The 19,162-nt window shown below is 65.2% G+C and carries 17 protein-coding genes; 7 read left to right on the top strand and 10 right to left on the bottom strand.

Annotated elements, in window-relative coordinates; all coding sequences use genetic code 11:
- Positions 1-19 precede the first annotated feature (19 nt).
- A complete protein-coding gene (locus ACX1DW_RS16040; protein ID WP_458991884.1) occupies positions 20-952 on the bottom strand; it encodes a LysR substrate-binding domain-containing protein in 933 nt (310 codons plus the stop codon).
- Positions 953-1,114: 162 nt separating this feature from the next.
- Between ACX1DW_RS16040 and ACX1DW_RS16045 the strand changes: the two genes are divergently transcribed.
- Both ACX1DW_RS16045 and ACX1DW_RS16050 read left to right on the top strand, forming a co-directional pair.
- Positions 1,115-2,539 (top strand): aspartate ammonia-lyase, encoded by a 1,425-nt coding sequence (locus ACX1DW_RS16045; protein WP_458991885.1) that lies wholly within the window; start codon positions 1,115-1,117, stop codon positions 2,537-2,539.
- 91 nt (positions 2,540-2,630) lie between these two features.
- Positions 2,631-3,890: a dicarboxylate/amino acid:cation symporter gene (locus ACX1DW_RS16050; RefSeq protein ID WP_458991886.1), complete on the top strand. Its 1,260-nt coding sequence runs from the start codon at positions 2,631-2,633 to the stop codon at positions 3,888-3,890.
- A gap of 11 nt (positions 3,891-3,901) precedes the next feature.
- On the opposite strand, the gene ACX1DW_RS16055 is transcribed toward ACX1DW_RS16050, so the two are convergent.
- Positions 3,902-4,720 (bottom strand): helix-turn-helix domain-containing protein, encoded by an 819-nt coding sequence (locus ACX1DW_RS16055; protein ID WP_152480667.1) that lies wholly within the window; start codon positions 4,718-4,720, stop codon positions 3,902-3,904.
- Positions 4,721-4,891: 171 nt separating this feature from the next.
- Here ACX1DW_RS16055 and ACX1DW_RS16060 point away from each other — a divergent pair, with 171 nt between their 5' ends.
- The 3 genes from ACX1DW_RS16060 (at position 4,892) to ACX1DW_RS16070 (ending at position 8,337) form a co-directional block, all read left to right on the top strand.
- A complete protein-coding gene (locus ACX1DW_RS16060) occupies positions 4,892-6,313 on the top strand; it encodes an alanine/glycine:cation symporter family protein (protein ID WP_458991887.1) in 1,422 nt (473 codons plus the stop codon).
- 111 nt (positions 6,314-6,424) lie between these two features.
- Positions 6,425-7,408, top strand: coding sequence for an asparaginase (locus ACX1DW_RS16065; RefSeq protein WP_458991888.1), 984 nt, complete (start codon positions 6,425-6,427; stop codon positions 7,406-7,408).
- 119 nt (positions 7,409-7,527) lie between these two features.
- The gene (locus ACX1DW_RS16070) at positions 7,528-8,337 is read left to right on the top strand and encodes a substrate-binding periplasmic protein (RefSeq protein ID WP_458991889.1); all 810 of its coding nucleotides are present in this window, start codon (positions 7,528-7,530) and stop codon (positions 8,335-8,337) included.
- Positions 8,338-8,340: 3 nt separating this feature from the next.
- Here ACX1DW_RS16070 and ACX1DW_RS16075 read toward each other — a convergent pair whose 3' ends face one another.
- From ACX1DW_RS16075 to ACX1DW_RS16100, 6 genes are all read right to left on the bottom strand, one after another.
- Positions 8,341-9,039, bottom strand: a complete 699-nt coding sequence (locus ACX1DW_RS16075) for a carbonic anhydrase (protein WP_102839317.1) — start codon at positions 9,037-9,039, stop codon at positions 8,341-8,343.
- A gap of 41 nt (positions 9,040-9,080) precedes the next feature.
- A complete protein-coding gene (glsB, locus tag ACX1DW_RS16080) occupies positions 9,081-9,989 on the bottom strand; it encodes a glutaminase B (protein WP_063541246.1) in 909 nt (302 codons plus the stop codon).
- Between the two features lie 65 nt (positions 9,990-10,054).
- Positions 10,055-10,357, bottom strand: coding sequence for a P-II family nitrogen regulator (locus ACX1DW_RS16085; RefSeq protein ID WP_161612128.1), 303 nt, complete (start codon positions 10,355-10,357; stop codon positions 10,055-10,057).
- 1 nt (position 10,358) lies between these two features.
- A complete protein-coding gene (locus tag ACX1DW_RS16090; protein WP_011911434.1) occupies positions 10,359-11,300 on the bottom strand; it encodes a sodium-dependent bicarbonate transport family permease in 942 nt (313 codons plus the stop codon).
- Positions 11,301-11,489: 189 nt separating this feature from the next.
- Positions 11,490-13,304: a sodium-extruding oxaloacetate decarboxylase subunit alpha gene (gene oadA, locus ACX1DW_RS16095; RefSeq protein ID WP_458991890.1), complete on the bottom strand. Its 1,815-nt coding sequence runs from the start codon at positions 13,302-13,304 to the stop codon at positions 11,490-11,492.
- Between the two features lie 10 nt (positions 13,305-13,314).
- Positions 13,315-14,730 carry an acetyl-CoA carboxylase biotin carboxylase subunit gene (locus tag ACX1DW_RS16100; protein ID WP_111481783.1) on the bottom strand — a complete coding sequence of 472 codons (1,416 nt, stop codon included), beginning with the start codon at positions 14,728-14,730 and terminating at the stop codon, positions 13,315-13,317.
- 238 nt (positions 14,731-14,968) lie between these two features.
- Between ACX1DW_RS16100 and ACX1DW_RS16105 the strand changes: the two genes are divergently transcribed.
- On the top strand, positions 14,969-15,928 hold the full coding sequence (locus ACX1DW_RS16105) for a LysR family transcriptional regulator (protein ID WP_063541226.1): 960 nt from the start codon (positions 14,969-14,971) through the stop codon (positions 15,926-15,928).
- Here ACX1DW_RS16105 and ACX1DW_RS16110 read toward each other — a convergent pair.
- Both ACX1DW_RS16110 and hexR read right to left on the bottom strand, forming a co-directional pair.
- Positions 15,873-16,085, bottom strand: a complete 213-nt coding sequence (locus ACX1DW_RS16110) for a PA3496 family putative envelope integrity protein (RefSeq protein WP_003296781.1) — start codon at positions 16,083-16,085, stop codon at positions 15,873-15,875. The two genes, ACX1DW_RS16105 and ACX1DW_RS16110, sit on opposite strands and share 56 nt — an antisense overlap.
- A gap of 91 nt (positions 16,086-16,176) precedes the next feature.
- Positions 16,177-17,043, bottom strand: coding sequence for a transcriptional regulator HexR (gene hexR, locus ACX1DW_RS16115; protein ID WP_014595478.1), 867 nt, complete (start codon positions 17,041-17,043; stop codon positions 16,177-16,179).
- 141 nt (positions 17,044-17,184) lie between these two features.
- Here hexR and zwf point away from each other — a divergent pair, with 141 nt between their 5' ends.
- The gene (gene zwf / locus ACX1DW_RS16120; protein ID WP_458991891.1) at positions 17,185-18,627 is read left to right on the top strand and encodes a glucose-6-phosphate dehydrogenase; all 1,443 of its coding nucleotides are present in this window, start codon (positions 17,185-17,187) and stop codon (positions 18,625-18,627) included.
- Positions 18,628-19,162: the final 535 nt, after the last annotated feature.

Here is a 19,162-nt window from a genome sequence, read left to right on the forward strand (position 1 = left end):
TTTGGCTGCGCGGAGCGCTTTAACCTGCCGTTTCGCCCGCCTGTCGCCGCGCTTGCTCGGCACGGTTTTCCAGCCTTCGCCAGAGCAGGCGCACCGCGCCCTTGCGCATCAGCGAGCAACGATACAGGCGGATTTCCAGCGGTACGCGCCATTGCTCGCCGCCGCAGATCGCCAGTTCGCCGCGCTGCAACTCGGGTTCGACGCTCAGCCGCGGCACCCAGGCGATGCCCAGCCCCTGCAGGGCCATGCTCTTCAGGCTGTCGGCCATGGCCGTCTCGTAGACGGTGGTCGAACGTAGCGCGCGCTGGCGCAGCAGCAGGTTCACCGATCGACCGAGAAAGGCGCCGGCGCTGTAGGCCAGCAGCGGCACGGTCTGGCCGCTGTCGACGTCATGCAGCGGCACGCCGTCGGCACCCACCGCGCAGACCGGCAGCATCTCGGTGCGGCCCAGGTGCAGCGAAGGGAACAGCTCCGGGTCGAGCTGCAGGGCGGCATCCGGGTCGTAATAGGCGAGGATCAGATCGCAGCCGCCTTCGCGCAGCACATGCACGGCTTCGCCGACGTTGGTGGCGATCAGTCGGGTGGCGATGTTCAGCCCGTCGCGGCGCAGGCCGGCGATCCACGCCGGGAAGAAGCCCAGCGCCAGCGAGTGCGCCGCGGATATTTGCAGCACCTCGCCCTGCTGGCCTTCGACATGGTGCAGATGGCGCACCACTTCGCCGAGCTGCTCGACCATGTTGCGCGCACTGACCAGAAACAGCTGGCCAGCCTCGGTCAGTTCGATCGGCGTGCGCGAACGGTTGATCAGCTGTAGGCCGAGCGCCTCTTCCAGCGAGCGTATCCGCCGACTGAAGGCCGGCTGGGTGACGAAGCGGCGTTGCGCGGCCTGGGAGAAGCTGCGGGTCGCCGCCAGCGCGACGAAATCTTCCAGCCACTTGGTTTCCAGATTCACCTGAACATCCCTCGATACGATTACGCCCAATACAAAGTCACGCGGTCATTATGCCGATTCGGCATGGGTCAGCCGGTAACGGCATTGGCCTGAGAACGCCCGGGAGCCTTATTTTATGCGCACTGCAGCACTGCCTGCGCCTACCGAAGCCACATTACCATCATGTCCGAAGTTGCATCATCGCGAGTCGAAAAAGACCTGCTTGGCACCCTCCCCGTTCCTTCCGACGCCTACTACGGCATCCAGACACTGCGCGCCTTGCACAACTTTCGCCTTTCCGGCGTGCCGTTGTCGCATTACCCGAAGCTGATCGTCGCTCTGGCGATGGTCAAGCAGGCGGCGGCGGATGCCAACCGCGAGTTGGGCTACCTGCCCGAAGCCAAGCACGTGGCGATCAGCCAGGGCTGTGCCCGGCTGATTCGCGGCGAGTTCCACGAGCAGTTCGTGGTGGACATGATCCAGGGCGGCGCTGGCACCTCGACCAACATGAATGCCAACGAGGTGATCGCCAACCTCGGTCTGGAAGCGATGGGCCACGCCAAGGGCGAATACCAGTACCTGCACCCGAACAACGACGTGAACATGGCGCAGTCCACCAACGACGCCTACCCCACCGCTATTCGCCTGGGCCTCTTGCTCGGCCACGACACGCTGCTGGCCAGCCTCGACAGCCTCTGCCAGTCGCTGACCGGCAAGGGCCACGCCTTCGCCCATGTGCTGAAGATGGGCCGCACCCAGCTGCAGGACGCCGTGCCGATGACGCTCGGCCAGGAGTTCCACGCCTTTGCCACCACCCTCGGCGAGGATCTGCAGCACCTGCGCGGCTTCGCCCCGGAGCTGCTGCTGGAAGTGAACCTCGGCGGCACGGCCATCGGCACTGGCATCAATGCCGATCCGCGCTACCAGGCCATCGCCGTGCAGCGTCTGGCCCAGATCAGCGGCCAGCCGCTGCGCCAGGCCGCCGACCTGATCGAGGCCACCTCGGACATGGGCTCGTTCGTGCTGTTCTCCGGCATGCTCAAGCGCCTGGCGGTGAAGCTGTCGAAGATCTGCAATGACCTGCGCCTGCTCTCCAGCGGCCCGCGCACCGGCTTCAACGAGATCAACCTGCCGCCGCGCCAACCCGGCAGCTCGATCATGCCGGGCAAGGTCAATCCGGTGATCCCGGAAGCGGTCAACCAGGTCGCCTTCGAAGTGATTGGCAACGACCTGGCGCTGACCATGGCCGCCGAGGGCGGGCAGCTGCAGCTCAACGTCATGGAGCCGTTGATCGCCTACAAGCTGTTCGATTCGATCCGCCTGCTGCAGCGCGCCATGGACATGCTGCGCGAGCACTGCATCGAAGGCATCACCGCCAACGAAGACCGTTGCCGCGAGCTGATGGAAAGCTCCATTGGCCTGATCACCGCGCTGAACCCCTACATCGGCTACGACAACAGCACCCGCCTGGCCCGCGAGGCGCTGCTCGGCGGCCGTAGCGTGCTGGAGCTGGTGCGCGAAGAGCGGCTGCTGGACGACGCCATGCTGGCCGAGATCCTGCGCCCGGAAAACATGATCGCGCCACGCCTGGCACCGCTGGTGGTGTGATCGCTCCCCTGCGCCCGGCTCCGATGCCGGGCGCTTGCTTTACGGGCCGCCAGCCCGGCCCGTTCGCACAATAAAAACAACAGGAAAACCCATGACTCAGAGTACGACCCTCTCCGCTCCCCTGCGCCTGCTCGTCCGCCTGCCGCTCTGGCAGCAGATCCTCATCGGCCTGGCCCTCGGCGTCGCCGCCGGCATGGCCTTCGGCGCAGACGCGCAGCTGCTGGCACCCATCGGCACGCTGTTTCTCAATGCGATCAAGATGCTCATCGTGCCGCTGGTGTTCGTTTCGCTGGTGGCTGGCATCACCTCGATGCAGGACAGCGCCAAGCTCGGCCGCATCAGCCTCAAGACCATCGCCATCTATCTGGTGACCACCGCCTTCGCGGTCAGCATCGGCCTGCTGTTCGGCGCGCTGTTCAGCCCCGGCGAGGGGATGAACATGGTCGCCAGTGGCAGCGAGCAGGCCAAGCAGGCGCCCTCGCTGGTGTCCATTCTGGTCGGTCTGGTGCCGTCCAACCCGGTCACCGCCTTCGCCGAGGGCAACATCCTGCAGATCATCGTCTTCGCCATCGCCCTGGGCGTAAGCATCAACCTGATCGGCGAGCGCGGCGCGCCGGCGGTGCGTCTGTTCGATGCGCTGGCCGAGACCTTCTACAAGCTCACCGATCTGGTGATGCGCGTCGCACCGATCGGCGTCTTCGCCCTGACCGCCGGCGTGGTCGGCAGCCATGGAGCTGAAGTACTGCTGCCGCTGGCGGGCGTGATCGGCGTGATCTACCTCGCCAGCATCGCCCACGTGCTGCTGGTCTACGGCGGCCTGCTGGGTCTGCTGGCGCGGCTCAATCCGCTGCGTTTCTTCCAGGGCATCGCCCCGGCGCTGGCGGTGGCCTTCAGTACGTCGAGCAGCTCCGGCACCCTGCCGGTGTCCATCGAATGCGCGCGCAAGAATCTCGGCGTGTCCGAGGGTGTGGCGGGCTTCGTGTTGCCGGTGGGCGCCACCATCAACATGGACGGCACGGCGATCTACCAGGGCGTGCTCGCACTGTTCATCGCCCAGGCCTTTGGCATCGACCTCACCGCCGGGCAGTACGCGATGATCATCCTCACCGCGACGCTGGCCTCCATCGGCACCGCCGGCATTCCCGGCGCCGGGCTGATCATGCTCGGCCTGGTGCTCACCGCCGCCGGCCTACCACTGGAAGGCGTGGCGCTGATCGCCGGAATCGACCGCATCCTCGACATGGCTCGGACTACGGTGAACGTCGCCGGCGACCTGATGACCACCACACTGGTCGGTCGCAGCGAGGCGGAACTCGACCGCGCGGTGTACGACAGCAGCAACAAGGAGTGAAGGCGCGCCGGCTAGTCGATCTGGAACAGCCCCGCCTCCACGCGCGGCGTCGCCAGGCGCTCGCGAATCTCCGGATCGATGCGCGGGTCGTCCGGACTGTAGAGCATCACCTGGCGATAGGCGCTGACCCGGTTGATCTCGCGCCCCAGGTACTCCCAGACCACCGAGGTACAGGCCGGGGTGCGACGGTCGCCGGAGGAGACGCCGGTCTTCAGGCCGTTGAGGCGGGTGATGCGACTCTTGAAACTGGGGATGAGGATGGTCTGGCTCATCTCGTTGAGCGTCAGCGATTCGTAATCGATCAGGAACAGCCGGTCCTGCAGGCCGAAGGCGGCGCCCAGATAACGACAGCGCACCCAGTCCTCGGCCTGGCCGAGGGTAGGGCTGGCGCGTTCCTGGCGCTCCTGGCGCTCGAACAGGTACAGGCCGTTTTCCTCGCGCAGATGCACCAGGGAGATCAGCACGCTGCCCGGCACCGACATGCAGTTGGCGTATTCGAAGTAGTAGCCGCAATAACGCGACAGGCTGGTGGTCTGGTCGCGCAACGGCTGCAGCAGGGCCAACAACGGATCGGTCCGCGGCAGCGCCTGGGCTTCCGGATGACGCGCGCCGACCAGCCGGGCGAACTGTTCGGGCGGCATTTCCAGCTCGTATCCCTCGACGCCGAAGAAGTCGCCAATGCGCTTGAGATTGAACGGCGTCGGCCGGCTCTGCCCACCCAGGTACTTGTTGAACTGGGCGCGGTTGATGGCGAGCTTGCGACACACCTCGGCGATGGAACGGTAGTGGCTGCACAGCAGCTTGAGATTTTCAGCGAGGTGAGAGGTCACAGGAGTTGGCCCCAGTCTGACGCGAGTGTCGCAAGTCTAGCATCAACTCGCGCCACATCGCGGCCAGCCGCGAAATTGCTCCACGAGCCACGCTGTTGAAACATCCCCCGCTTGCACGGCGCAGCGGCGCGCGCCGGACACCCTAACAACGACAACAAGGTGAACATCGCCATGCTCGACCTTCTCAACGACCTTATCTGGAGCAAACTGCTGATCGTCATGCTGATCGGCTTGGGCTTGCTCTTCACCATCCGTTCTGGCTTCGTCCAGTTCCGCTATTTCGGCAACATGTTCAGCATCTTCGGCCACGCCTTCGAGCGGCAGCCGGGGCAGCTCTCTTCCTTCCAGGCGCTGATGCTCTCGGTGGCCGGCCGGGTCGGTGCAGGCAACATCGCCGGCGTCTCGGTGGCGATCATGCTCGGCGGCCCGGGCGCGATCTTCTGGATGTGGGTGGTGGCCCTGGTGGGCATGGCGACCAGCTACTTCGAGTGTTCACTGGCCCAGCTGTACAAGCGCCGAGAGCCCGACGGCACCTACCGCGGCGGCCCGGCCTTCTACATCCAGCACGGTCTTGGCCAGCGCTGGCTGGGCATCGTCGTCTCGATCCTGCTGCTGATGACCTTCGGCTTCGGTTTCAACGCCGTGCAGTCCTTCACCGTCGCCAGCTCGCTGCATGACACCTTCGGCGTACCGACCGTGGCCAGCGGCATCGCCCTGACCCTGGTGATCGGCGGCATCATCTTCGGCGGCATCCGCCGTATCGCCAAATGGGCCGACGTGCTGGTGCCGGTCATGGCGTTTTCCTACCTGGGCATGGCGCTGTTCGTCATCGGCAGTAACTTCAGCGCGATTCCGGAAACCTTCGGCCTGATCTTCCGTAGCGCCTTCGGCCTCGAGCAAGCCTTCGCCGGCGGTATCGGCGCGGCCATTCTGATGGGCGTCAAGCGCGGCCTGTTCTCCAACGAGGCGGGCCTGGGCAGTGCGCCGAACGTCGCTGCGGTGGCCGAGGTCAAGCACCCGGTGGCGCAGGGCATCGTTCAGTCGCTGTCGGTGTTCATCGACACCATCATCCTGTGCAGCTGCACCGCGCTGATCATTCTGCTCTCCGGCGTCTACGAGCCGGGCATGGACCAGGCCGGCGTGGTGCTGACCCAGACCGCCGTCGCTGCCGTCGTTGGCGAGTGGGGCCGGGTGTTTGTCAGCGTCGCACTGCTGCTGTTCGTGTTCACCACGCTGATCTACAACTACTACTTGGGCGAAAACGCGCTGGGCTTCTTCACCGAGAAGCGCACCCCGGTGGTGATCTACCGCGTGCTGGTGATCATCCTCGTGCTCTGGGGTTCTGTGCAGGACCTGGGCACCGTGTTCGCCTTCGCCGACGTCACCATGGGCCTGCTGGCCATCGCCAACCTGATCGCCGTGGCCCTGCTGTTCAAGGTCGGCCTGCGCCTGATGCGCGACTATGACCGACAGGTCCGCGCCGGCATCGAGCAACCGGTGCTCGATCCGAAGGACTTCGCCGACCTGGACCTCGACCCGGCCGTTTGGCAGGCAAACGCGCCAGCCACGACGGATGCCTCCTCGCGCCACTGACAGCGCGACGCGACAGGCCGGACACCCGCCGCTCCGTTAACATGCGGCGGCGGGTGCCAGCCCTACCCGCCTTATTTTTTCGACGGCTGCGCCGACGAGCGAGGAGCGTGCGTGAACCCATCTATTCAACGTCTGCTGGTGCTCTACACCGGCGGCACCATCGGCATGCAGCAAAGCGCCGCCGGGCTGCTGCCGGCCTCCGGCTTCGAAGCCCGCATGCGCGAGCAGCAGGCGCACGAGGCCGGGCCGCTGCCGAACTGGACCTTCCACGAACTGCAGCCGCTGCTGGACAGCGCCAACATGCAGCCGCGCCACTGGCTGCAGATGGCCGAAAGCATCCGCAGCGCGGTGAGGGTGGACGGCTGCGACGCGGTCCTGCTGCTGCATGGCACCGATACCCTGGCCTACAGCGCCGCCGCGCTGTCCTTCCTGCTGCTCGACCTGTCGGTACCGGTGCTGCTCACCGGCGCCATGCTGCCGGCCGGCAGGGAGGGCAGTGACGCCTGGCCCAACCTGTTCGGCGCCATGCGCGCCCTGCAGGCCGGGCAGGTGCAAGGTGTGCAGCTGTACTTCAACGGTGCGCTGCTGCACGGTGCGCGGGTCAGCAAGCTGCGCAGCGACGCCTTCGATGCCTTCGCCGAAGCGCCGCGCCAGCGCCTGGCGAACGCCACCGCCGAGCGAGCGCCGGCATTGCTGCCGCAGCACTTGGCGCAGGTCATGGTGCTACCGCTGTATCCCGGTGTCGGCGCGGCCCAGGTCCAGGCGCTGGTGGCCGGCGGTGCCCAGGCGCTGCTGCTGGAATGCTACGGCAGCGGCACCGGGCCGGCCGACGACGTCGATTTCATCGCGGCGCTGCGCCAGGCGCACCGCCACGGCGTGGTGCTGGCGGCAATCAGCCAGTGCCCGGGCGGCCATGTGGATTTCGGCGTCTATGCCGCCGGCAGCGCGCTGCGTGATGCCGGGCTGATCTCCGGCGGCGGCATGACCCGCGAAGCGGCGCTGGGCAAGCTGTTCGCCCTGCTCGCCGCCGGCCTCGATCAGGCCCAGGTGGAACACTGGTTCGGCCGCGATCTGTGCGGCGAAATGGCCGGCTGAACAGCCAGAAAATGCGCGCTGCCCCGCATGGCAGGCGCAGCTGGCTGGCAGTGTGCCCGCCGCACCACTACCCTTGCTTACGCCGACAACAACAAGAAAAGCGTCAAGGAGCCGATGCCATGGCCAGATCCGGTACCACCGGGGCGCTGTTCGCCCTGCTCATCGGTGCAGCATTCGCCGCCCAGGCCGAACTGCCCGCCAATTACGAAATCACCCTGCAAACCGACAGCTTCCCGCCCTTCAACATGGGCCCCAACAGCAAGACCTTCGCCCGCGGTGACAACATCGAAGGCATCGGCACCGATACGGTGCGCGACATCTTCCGCCGCGCCGGCATCGCCTACAACCTGACCCTGCGCGGCCCCTGGAGCCGACTCTACGAGCAGACCCAGCAGCAGCCCGCCCATGGTCTGTTCTCGGTGGCGCGCACGCCGCAGAACGCCGGTCAGTTCAAGTGGGTCGGGCCGCTGTCGCACCACGACAGCGTGCTGCTGGCGCCCGCCGGCAGTGGCCTGAGGTTCGACAGTCTTGCCCAGGCCCGAGGCTATCGGGTCGGCGCACATAGCGCCGGTAGCGTCAGCCTGTATCTGGAGAGCCAGAGCCTGGACATCAGCAACAGCCTCAACGATGCCGAGAACCTGCGTAAATTGATGACCGGGCGGATCGACCTGTGGGCGGCGGCCGATCCGGTGTGGCGCTATCACGCCCGGCAGCAGGGCATCGATGAGAGCCAGCTGCAGGTCGTGCTGAGCTATCGCAGCGAACCGCTGTACCTGGCGCTGAGCCCCGACACCCCGGACGAGGTCATAGGCCGCCTGCAGAAGGCCCTGGACGAGGTGATCGCCGAGGGCTATGCCGGTTGCAGCAAGACACCGGACCTGTGCTACCTGATCCAGCACCGCAGCAAGGCACTGGCCGGCAACCGCTGAACCTCAGCTCGCGCGGTAGCGCGGCCGCGGCGTGGCCATCGGCAGCGGTCCGTCGCCGATCACCCGCCACTCGCCGCGCTCGGCATCGTATGCGCGGATCTCGCTGGTTTCGATGTCGTACAGCCAGCCATGGATGAACAACTCGCCACTGGCCAGCCGTGCGGCAACCGACGGGTGCGTGCGCAGGTGGTCGAGCTGCGCCACGACATTCTCCTGGGTGAGGATGCCGAGGGTGTTGTGGTCGGCGCAGCCGCAGTTCTGCTCGACGACGATCTTCGCCACCTCGGCATGGCGCAGCCAGCCCTTCACCGTGGGCATGCGTTTCAGCTCGGCTGGATTGAGCACCGCCTTCATCGCCCCGCAGTCGGAATGCCCGCAGACGATAATGTGCTGCACGCCGAGGGCCATGACGGCGAATTCGATGGCGGTCGAGACACCGCCGTTCATCTGCCCGTAGGGCGGTACCACGTTGCCGACGTTACGCGTGACGAACAGATCGCCCGGTGAGCTCTGGGTGATCAGCTCGGGGATGATCCGGGAATCGGCGCAGGTGATGAACATGGCCCTTGGCGTCTGCTCATGGGCCAGCTTCTTGAACAGCTCGCGCTGCTCGGGATACACCTCTTCGCGAAAGCGCCGCACGCCGGTGACGATCTGTTCGAGGGCCTCCTCGGCGGTTTCGCTTCTTCTGTCGTCACTCATGTCGCTTCTCTCCAATGGTTGTAGGTGATGGGCCGCTGCCGTCAGAAGACGGACCAGCCGATGCGCTGCGAGAGCGCCTCGAGTGCGGCCATGCCGATCAGCGAATTGCCGGCGGCGTTGAGTTCCGGGGACCACACGCAGACGCTGAAGCGTCCGGGCACCACCGCGACGATGCCGCCGCCGACGCCGCTCTTGCCGGGCAGACCGACCCGGTAGGCGAAGTTGCCGGCCTCGTCGTAGAGGCCACTGGTGGCCATGATGGCATTGACCTGCTTGGTCTGGCGCGGCGAGAGCACGGCCTCGCCGCCCTGCGGACAGATGCCGTCGCGGGCCAGGAAGCCGAACGCGCGGGCCAGGTCGACGCAGGTCATGCGCAGCGCGCAATGATGAAAGTAGCTGCGCAGCACCGCCTCGACGTCGTTATGGAAGTTGCCGAACGCCTGCATCAGGTAGGCCATGGCGGCGTTGCGTGCGCGATGCTGGTATTCGGACTCGGCGACCTTGGTGTCCGAGACGATCAGCGGGTTGCCCGACAGGTGCCGGACGAAGTCGCGCATCGACAGCTCCGGAGTGGCGAAGCGCGACTGGTTGACGTCGCAGATCACCAGCGCGCCGGCGTTGATGAAGGGGTTGCGCGGGCGGCCGCGCTCGAATTCCAGCTGCACCAGCGAGTTGAACGGCTGCCCGGACGGCTCGTGACCGAGGCGCTCCCACAGCGACTCGCCCCGATGGCCGATGGCCTGCACCAGGCTGAACACCTTGGAGATGCTCTGGATCGAAAACGGCGTCCGCGCATCGCCGGCCTCGAACAATTCGCCCTCGGCGCTGCACACGGCAATCCCCAGCTGGTCGGCTGGCACGTCGGCCAGCGCCGGAATGTAGTCGGCCACACGGCCGCGCCCGAGCAGCGGGCGTACTTCGTCGAGAATCTCCTGCAGCAGGGCGTGCATCGGCAGCTCCGTCGGTTCCTGGTCGAGGATGGACGTCCGCCGGCCAGGCGGCATCACAGCGCGGATCAGAACTTCTCCGGGCGCAGCACTTCCACCTCGGTCAGGTAGCAGACCATGGCGAAATTCGCGTAGTAGCGCGCCTGCAGGTGCTCGGCGATGCGCTCGGCGACGTCGCGACTGCAGATCACTTCCAGGCGGATGTTGCCATCGGTCTCCCAGCCGGCGCTGCGGACGCCGCGACTGCCGCTGCCGCGGGCGTCCGACAGGGTCCAGCCCGGAGCGCCGAGGGTTTTCAGGTCGGCCTCCAGCTTGTGTTCCAGTGCCGCCTCGCAGATCACGGTCAGCAGTGTTCGGTTGTGCGCGTTCATCTCAGAACCCCCAGGCGATCAGCCGCTCGGCCAGGGCCAGGTAGAGCGGAATGCCGATCAGGATGTTGAACGGAAAGGTGATGCCCAGCGACGCAGTCAGCGACAGCGACGGATTCGCCTCCGGCACCGCCAGACGCATCGCCGCCGGCACCGCGATGTAGGACGCACTCGCCGCCAGCGTGGCGAGCATCGCCGTGCCGCCCAGCGAAAGCCCCATGAAGCGCGCCAGCAGTGCACCGATCAGCGCACCGATCAGCGGCATGACCAGCGCGAAGGCAGCCAGCTTGGCACCGTAGCGTTTGAGCGAGCCGAGCTGCCCGGAGGCGATCAGACCCATCTCCAGCAGGAAGAACGCCAGTACCGGTTTGAACATGCTGGTGTACAAGGGTTCGAGCGGTTTGATCGCCTCCTTGCCGGCGATCGCACCGATCAGCAGGCCACCGAGCAGCAGCATGATGCTCTTGCCGAGGAAGATCTCGCGGCCCAGCTCCTTCCAGTCGGTGTCCTTCGACACCCCCTTGGCCAGCAGGATGCCCACCAGGATCGCCGGGATCTCGAGGATCGCCACGAACAGCGGCATGTAGCTTTCGAAGAACACCTCGCGCGCCGCCAGGTACGCCACCACCACGGCGAAGGTACCGGCACTCACCGAACCGTAGTGCGCCGCCACCGCCGCGGCGTTGACCCTATCGAAGCGCAGGCCGCGCAGCAGGCCGAACGCCAGGATCGGCAGCAGCACACCCAGCGCCAGCACCAGCAGCGACTGGCCGAGCAACGCGGCACTGGCCTGCTCGGCCAGCTCCACCCCGCCATGCAGACCGATCGCCAGCAAGAGCACGATCGACAGCGTCTCGTAGAGCGCTGGTGGCAACTTCAACTCGCTCTTCACCAGCCCGGCGAACAGGCCGAAGACGAAGAACAGCACTACCGGGTCGATACCCATCTAGATTCTCCACAGCTCGGAAATTGAACCGCTCCCTGGCATCCACAGGCTCGAAAAAAAGGAGCCGCTGGGGCTCCCAAAGGGGACACATTGCCAGCGTGCTACGTTCCGCCGCCCGCTACAGCGCGCGGGCAGGCGGATCGAAACGACGCTGGCGTGGCGCGATCGGCTCGCCACGCCACCCTTCACTCAGCCCTCGATCTCTATCAAGACTTCTCCCGGGTTCACCCGGTCACCTTTGGCGACGTGAACGGCTTTAACAGTGCCGGCGATCGGTGCCTGGATCTCGGTCTCCATCTTCATCGCCTCGCTGACCAGCACGGTCTGCCCGGCCTTCACCACGTCGCCAACGGCGACCAGCACGTCGACCACGTTGCCCGGCATGGTGGTGCTGACGTCGCCCGGCGCGCTGGCCTGCTTGCGCCCGCTGCCGCCACCGCCGACGAAAGCGTTCAACGGCTCGAACACCACTTCCTCCGGCATGCCGTCGATGGACAGGTAGAAGTGCCGCTTGCCCTCGCCCTTGACGCCGACACCGGTGATGTCGACACGGTAGCTCTCGCCGTGGACATCGATGACGAACTCGGTCGGCGTACCTTCGACGCTGGCCGCTGCGACATTGCCATCGGGAATCGGCAGCAGCACTTCCGGCTGCAACGTGCCTGCTTCGCGCTCCTCGAGGAACTTGCGGCCGATGTCCGGGAACATGGCGAAGGTCAGCACGTCTTCTTCGCTCTTGGCCAATCCGCCGATGTCCTTGCGCAGCTTGTCCAGCTCCGGTGCCAGCAGGTCGGCCGGGCGGCACTCGATGACCTCCTCGCTACCGATGGCCATGAAGCGCAGGCGCTCGCACACAGGTGCCGGCGCCTGACCGTAGCGGCCCTGCAGGTAGAGCTTCACCTCGTTGGTGATGGTCTTGTAGCGCTCCCCGGCGAGCACATTGAAGAACGCCTGGGTGCCGACGATCTGCGAGGTTGGGGTAACCAGCGGAGGATAGCCGAGGTCCTTGCGCACCTTGGGGATCTCGGCCAGCACTTCATCCATACGGTGCAGCGCGCCCTGCTCCTTGAGCTGGTTGGCGAGGTTGGAAATCATCCCGCCGGGCACCTGGTTCACCTGCACACGGGTATCGACGCCGGTGAACTCGCTTTCGAACTGGTGGTACTTCTTGCGCACGGCGTAGAAGTACAGACCGATCTCCTGCAGCAGCTCCAGATCGAGGCCGGTGTCGTATGGCGTGCCGCGCAGCGCGGCGACCATGGACTCGGTGCCCGGATGGCTGGTGCCCCAGGCCATGCTGGAGATGGCGGTGTCGATGCGATCGGCGCCGTTCTCCACGGCCTTGAGCTGGCACATACTAGCGACGCCAGCAGTGTCGTGGGAGTGGATCACCACATCCAGCTCGGGCAGTGCGGCCTTCAGCGCCTTGACCAGTTCGCCCGTGGCATAAGGGGTCAGCAGGCCGGCCATGTCCTTGATGGCAATGGAGTCGACGCCCATGGCCGCCATCTGCCGCGCCTGCTCGACGAAGGCCTCGGTGGTGTGCACCGGGCTGGTGGTGTAGGCGATGGTGCCCTGGGCGTGCTTGCCGCTCTTCTTCACCGCACGGATGGCGGTTTCCAGGTTCCGCACGTCGTTCATCGCGTCGAAGATGCGGAACACGTCGATGCCGTTCTCTGCCGCCTTGGCGACGAATGCTTCGACCACATCGTCGCTGTAGTGGCGATAGCCGAGCAGGTTCTGCCCGCGCAGCAGCATCTGCAGGCGGGTATTGGGCAGCGCCGCCTTGAGCTGACGCAGGCGCTCCCAGGGATCTTCCTTGAGGAAGCGCACGCAGGCATCGAAAGTGGCGCCGCCCCAGACTTCCAGCGACCAGTAGCCGACGCGGTCGAGCTTGTCGCAGATCGGCAGCATGTCTTCGGTGCGCATGCGGGTGGCCAGCAGCGACTGATGGGCGTCACGCAGGATGGTGTCGGTGACGGAGATTTTCTTCTGGACGGTCATGGTGCGTTCCTCACAGGCCTGCGTGGGCGGCAATGGCGGCGGCGATGGCCAGGGCCAGTTCGCCCGGCTTGCGTTTGATCGAGTAGTTCAGCAGTTCCGGATGGTTGTCGACGAAGCTGGTGTTGAACTGGCCGCTGCGGAAATCCGGGTTGGCGAGAATCTGCTGGTAGTAAGTGGCGGTGGTCTTCACGCCCTGCACGCGCATGTCGTCCAGCGCGCGCGAGCCACGGGCCAGCGCCTCTTCCCAGGTCAGCGCCCAGACCACCAGCTTCAGGCACATGGAGTCGTAGTACGGTGGAATGGTGTAACCGGTGTAGATCGCCGTGTCGGTGCGCACGCCGGGGCCACCGGGCGCGTAGTAGCGGGTGATCTTGCCGAAGCAGGGCAGGAAGTTGTTGCGCGGGTCTTCGGCGTTGATGCGGAACTGCAGGGAGAAGCCGCGATGCTGGATGTCCTCCTGCTTGACCGATAGCGGCTGGCCCGAAGCGATGCGGATCTGCTCACGAACGATATCGATACCGGTGATTTCCTCGGTGATGGTGTGCTCCACCTGCACCCGGGTGTTCATCTCCATGAAGTACACCTCGCCATCGGCGAGCAGAAACTCCACGGTACCGGCGTTCTCGTAGCCCACCGCCTTGGCCGCGCGCACGGCCAGGTCGCCGATGTAGGCACGCTGCTCGGGGGTGAGCTGCGGGCTCGGCGCGATCTCGATGAGCTTCTGGTTGCGCCGCTGGATCGAGCAGTCGCGCTCGAACAGGTGCACGGTGTTGCCGAAGCTGTCGGCCAGCACCTGCGCCTCGATGTGCTTGGGTTCGACGATGCACTTTTCCAGGAACACCTCGGCGCTGCCGAAGGCCTTGGTCGCCTCGGAGATCACCCGTGGATAGGCCGATTCCAGCTCCGCCCGCGAATTGCAGCGGCGAATGCCGCGGCCGCCACCGCCGGAGGTGGCCTTGAGCATCACCGGGTAACCGATGCGCTCGGCTTCGTCCAGCGCCTCGGCGAGGTCCTTGACGTTACCTTCGGTGCCCGGCGTTACCGGCACGCCGGCCTTGATCATGCTGCGCCGGGCTTCGGTCTTGTCGCCCATGCGACGAATCACTTCGGCGCTGGGACCGACGAACTTGATTCCACGTTCGGCGCAGATATCCGCCAGTTCCGCATTTTCGGAGAGGAAACCATAGCCCGGATGCAAGGCATCGCAGCCGGTTTCCACCGCCAGATTCACCAGCTTGCGCGGGTTCAGGTAGCCGGCCAGCGGGTCCTCGCCGATGAAATAGGCTTCGTCGGCGCGCTTGACGTGCAGCGCATGGCGGTCGGCTTCGGAGAACACCGCCACCGAGCGAACGCCCATTTCGGCACAGGCGCGGACGATGCGTACCGCGATTTCCCCGCGGTTGGCGATCAGCAGCTTCTTGATCACGCTGTCTTCCCTCGGATCGTTGAGCAGGCAACCCGCGAGCGGGTCATGATCACTCGCATTTGCAACGAGTCATTTCACCCTACGCCCGTGAGGGCGATTACTGAAAATGAATAATTGTTTTCCTGAGGATAAGTATTTACTTATATACACCTGCTGTGCGCCTGCTTTCTGACCGAATAGACAGGAAATTCGCGAATTGACTCGCCGACCATAAAATGAGCGAAAGAACGGGAAAACGATGCGAAAATCATTGATGCGCATGACATTGCGCCAGCTTCAGGTGTTTCGCGCAGTCTGTGAGACGCTTTCCTACAGCCGTGCCGCTGAGGAAATGGCGCTTACCCAGCCAGCAGTGAGCCTGCAGATCCGCCAGCTGGAAGAATTGGTCGGCCAACCGCTGTTCGAGTACGTCGGCAAGAAGCTCTACCTGACCGACGCCGCCGAAGCGCTGCAGCGCGCCAGCACCGATATCTTCGGCCGGCTCGACAGCCTCGACATGCAGCTGTCCGATCTGCTGGGCTCGCTACAGGGGCAGCTGAACCTGGCAGTGGAATCCAGCGCCAAGTACATCACCCCGCACCTGTTCGCCGCCTTCAAGCGGCTGCATCCGGAGGTCAGCCTGCAGCTGGTGGTGGTCAATCACGCTCAGGCGGTCAAACGCCTGTCGGTCAGCCGTGACGACCTGCTGATCATGTCTCAGGTGCCCACCGACATGGACCTGGAGTTCATGCCGTTCCTCAACAACCCGATCATTGCCGTGGCCCCGCCTGAGCATCCGCTGTGCCATGCGGCCACGCTGTCGCTGCAGGATCTGACCAGCTATCCGCTGCTGACGCGCGAACCCGGCTCCGGCACACGCAGGGCCGCAGAAGATTACCTGCGACAGAAACGCGCCCACTTCACCCAGACCATCCAGGTCGCCTCGCTGGATGCACTGCGTGAATGCGTGGTGGCCGGCCTGGGGCTGGCGCTGCTGCCGCGCCATGCGGTGCATCTGGAGCTGGCCTGCGGGCTGCTGCGTGAGCTGCCAGTGCAGGAACTGCCGCTGCAACGCAGCTGGTGCGTGGTTCATCCGCGCGGTAAGCGCCTGAGCCCGGTGGCCCAGGCGTTCTTCGCCTTCCTACGTGAAGAGCGTGCGCAGATCAGTGCGCTGGCGGAGCGCTTCGCCGGCTCGCCGATGACTCCAGCAGCGAGCTGAGCACCAGCGCATCGGCATAGTCGTTCAGTTCGGCATGCAGCTGACGCTGCTCGGTGTAGCTCTCGATGGCACGACGAAAGCGCATGCGGCGCTCGTCCTGCTGCTTGCGACGGGCCTTGCTGTCGAGTGGGGTGCTGACGTCGGTTTGCCGGAGCATGAGCGGTCTCCCAGAACAGGTAACGGGAGACCAGCATCGGTGCTGTGAGTGACAGGATGAAGTCAGCGTGATGACGCGGCGATGAAGACGCTCAGTCCTCGTGGGCCTTGACCGTCTTCGGCGACAGCCGAAGGCTGCGCAGGCTGCGTTTCACACTCTTGAGATGGTTGACCAGGCTCGGCCCACGGGCCATGGCCACGCCCATGGCCAGCACGTCGATCACGACGAGGTGAGCGATACGTGAGGTCAGCGGAGTGTAGATCTCGGTGTCTTCCTGCACGTCGATCGCCAGATTGATGGTGGCCAGCTCGGCCAGGGGTGTCTGGCTCGGGCACAGGGTGATCAGCGTCGCGCCGGATTCACGCACGACGTTGGCGGTGATCAGCAGATCCTTGGAGCGACCGGACTGGGAAATGCAGATCGCCACGTCGGTCGGCTTGAGCGTCACCGCCGACATCGCCTGCATGTGCGGATCGGAATAGGCCGCAGCCGAAAGCAGCAGGCGGAAGAACTTGTGCTGGGCATCGGTGGCCACCGCGCCGGAGGCGCCGAAACCGTAGAACTCGACCCGCTCGGCCTTGGCCATGGCGGTGATGGCGCGCTGCAAGGCATCCGGGTCGAGCCGCTCACGCACCTCCATCAGGGTGTGCAGCGTGGTGTCGAAGATCTTCAGCGCGAAGTCAGCCACCGAATCGTTCTCGCTGATGGCGAACTGGCCGAAGCTGGCGCCAGCGGCCAGGCTCTGCGCCAGCTTGAGCTTGAGGTCCTGGAAGCCGAGGCAGCCGATGGCCCGGCAGAAACGCACGATGGTCGGCTCGCTGACGCCGACGGTGTGTGCCAGATCGGCCATGGAACTGTGCATCACCGAGGCCGGATCGAGCAGGACATGGTCGGCCACCTTCAACTCCGACTTCCGTAGCAGACTTCTCGACTGGGCGATGTGTTGCAGCAGATTCACGTGGCGGGCTCGCTATGCTCACGACTGAGGGCTCGTTCGGGCGCGACAGGCACCGCTCGGCCATCAGCGGGTTGTAGTGGGGCGGTAGTTATACTACAAGCCTCGCCATGACGCCCATTTTTTGCCCCTGGGAGAGATTCGATGTCGATTACCTGTGACATGCTCGTGTTCGGCGGGACCGGTGACCTGACGCTGCACAAGCTGCTGCCGGCGTTGTATCACCTGCATCGCGACGGCCGCCTGCATGCCGACGTGCGCATTCTCGCCCTGGCGCGCAAGAAGCTCGACCGTGACGGCTACCTGGCCCTCGCCGAGCGCCATTGCCGCGCCCAGGTCGCGCGCAGCGACTTCAACCCCGAGACCTGGCAAGCCTTCGCCCAGCGCCTCGACTATTTCGCGATGGACGCCTCCCAGCGCAGCGAATATGCGCGTCTGGCCCAGTATCTCGGCCGGGCCGATGGCCGCGTGCGGGTCTACTACCTGGCCACCGCGCCGGATCTGTTCGAGCCCATCGCCGCCAACCTGGAAAGTGCCGGGCTGGCCGGTGACGATGCGCGCATCGTGCTGGAAAAACCCATCGGCCATTCGCTGGATTCGGCACTGGAAATCAACGAGGCGATCGGCTCGGTATTCCCCGAAGCGCGCATCTACCGGATCGACCATTATCTGGGCAAGGAAACGGTGCAGAACCTCATGGCGCTGCGCTTCGCCAACGCGCTGTTCGAGCCGATCTGGCGCGCCGGGCATATCGACCACGTGCAGATCACCGTGGCCGAAACCCTCGGCGTGGAAAACCGCGGCGGCTACTACGACAACGCCGGCGCCATGCGCGACATGCTGCAGAACCACCTCCTGCAGCTGCTCTGCCTGGTGGCGATGGAGGCGCCGGTGCGTTTCGACGCCAAGCACATCCGCGGCGAGAAGGTGAAGGTGCTCGAAGCGCTCAAGCCGATCACCGGCAACGACGTGCTGGACAAGACCGTACGCGGCCAGTACGGCGCCGGGCGCATCGGCGGCCACGACGTGCCGGCCTACTACTTCGAGCCGAACATCGACAACGACAGCGACACCGAAACCTTCGTCGCGGTGAAGGCCGAGATCGACAACTGGCGCTGGGCCGGCGTGCCCTTCTACCTGCGCACCGGCAAGCGCATGGCGCGCAAGCGCTCGGAGATCATCATCACTTTCAAGCAGGTGCCGCACCTGCTGTTCGCCAAGGGCGAGGTCAACCGCCTGATCATCAGCTTGCAGCCGGAGGAGAGCATCAGCCTGCAGCTGATGGCCAAGGCACCCGGCAAGGGCATGCAGCTCGAGCCGGTGGAACTGGACCTCAACCTGGCCCATGCCTTCAGCAGCACCCGCCGCTGGGAGGCCTACGAGCGTCTGCTGCTGGATGTCATCGAAGGCGATTCGACGCTGTTCATGCGCCGTGACGAGGTGGAAGCGGCCTGGAACTGGGTCGACCCGATCCTGCGCGGCTGGAGCAGCTACTACCGCAAACCACGGCCTTACGCCGCCGGCGAGGATGGCCCGGAGCAGGCGCACCAGTTCATCGAGCGCCAGGGCCATCGCTGGTGGCAATGAGGCACCCAGAAGAACTAATCCGAACTTCGCCGCAGCCGCCGAATAACGCGTGATAGAGCGGATCGGCGGACTTTTCACAATCGCTGAACATGGCCGGCTGAACTAGTGCAATCAACTAACCCAGAGCAGGCCATGATTCGCCTACATATTCCGGTCATATCAGCGACATATAATCAGCGAGCCGCCCCTTATATCTAGGGCCTTCTCGGCTAGTTCAACCAGCGCATCCACCGGACACACTCCGCGACCGGCGCAGATCAATCGGCCTTTCGCCGCCTGCGCCAAATCCGGACACCGTAGATCACAGCAAAAGCCAGCAACTGCAAGGCCTGCAGCCGACAGAATGAGGATTCAGGCGAACTTCTGCGGCAGGCCTACGTCCAACTTCCCGAGCCACTCCGCAAACTTCCACGCAGTTCGCCTTTCGCTCGACAGTTGTCGAGACCGAAACAGACTGAAACATCCGCTGCGTCGGCGCAGGAACAACGCGGGCTCTGGCGGTATATAGGCGTCGCCGCACTTCGCATATCAGGAA

It is taken from the genome of Stutzerimonas sp. KH-1 (assembly GCF_054483855.1).